The 683-nt window shown below is 53.9% G+C and carries 2 tRNA genes and 3 rRNA genes; all 5 read right to left on the bottom strand.

What is annotated here, in order from left to right:
* A 23S ribosomal RNA gene (locus I8J29_RS33465) occupies positions 1–112 on the bottom strand; the annotation flags it as partial.
* A gap of 105 nt (positions 113–217) precedes the next feature.
* Positions 218–293, bottom strand: a tRNA-Ala gene (locus I8J29_RS33460).
* Between the two features lie 10 nt (positions 294–303).
* Positions 304–380: transfer RNA gene (locus I8J29_RS33455), tRNA-Ile, on the bottom strand.
* Positions 381–410: 30 nt separating this feature from the next.
* Positions 411–527 (bottom strand): 5S ribosomal RNA (gene rrf / locus I8J29_RS33450).
* Between the two features lie 96 nt (positions 528–623).
* Positions 624–683, bottom strand: a 16S ribosomal RNA gene (locus I8J29_RS33445); the annotation flags it as partial.

Below are 683 nucleotides of genomic sequence, written 5' to 3'. Positions count from 1 at the left end.
CATCCCCGGATCAGCGCCTGCTTACGGCTCCCCGAGGCATTTCGTTGTTCGCCACGTCCTTCTTCGGCTCCTAGCGCCTAGGCATCCTCCGTGCGCTCTTAGTAGCTTAACCAGTTGATGCTGCCTTGCGGCATCATCGCATACATCTTGTTAATCTCAGCTAAGAGATGTTTCGCAAATTTCATATCCAGTTTTCAAGGTGCAAAGTCAAAACGGTTGGTGGAGCCAAGCGGGATCGAACCGCTGACCTCCTGCTTGCAAGGCAGGCGCTCTCCCAGCTGAGCTATGGCCCCGTAAAGGGAATGGTTGGCCTTAGTGGACTCGAACCACCGACCTCACCCTTATCAGGGGTGCGCTCTAACCAGCTGAGCTAAAGGCCATTATGCAATTTAAGGGCAAAAAATCCACCCGCTTGGCAACGTCCTACTCTCCCAGGACCCTGCGGTCCAAGTACCATCGGCGCTGGAGGGCTTAACGGTCGTGTTCGGGATGGGTACGCGTGGTTCCCCTCCGCCATCGCCACCAAACGGATGTATATGCGGTTAGAAGGATTTATTCCTTCAAAACTGAACATGAGCGATCCTGTCGTTTTCGTTTCCTGCTCGGGAAACGGTATTCCTTAGAAAGGAGGTGATCCAGCCGCACCTTCCGATACGGCTACCTTGTTACGTCTTTACCCCGAT

The sequence above is a fragment of the Paenibacillus artemisiicola genome (assembly GCF_017652985.1).
Lineage (GTDB): Bacteria > Bacillota > Bacilli > Paenibacillales > Paenibacillaceae > Paenibacillus_Z > Paenibacillus_Z artemisiicola.
This window is presented reverse-complemented; position numbering and strand designations above follow the sequence as displayed.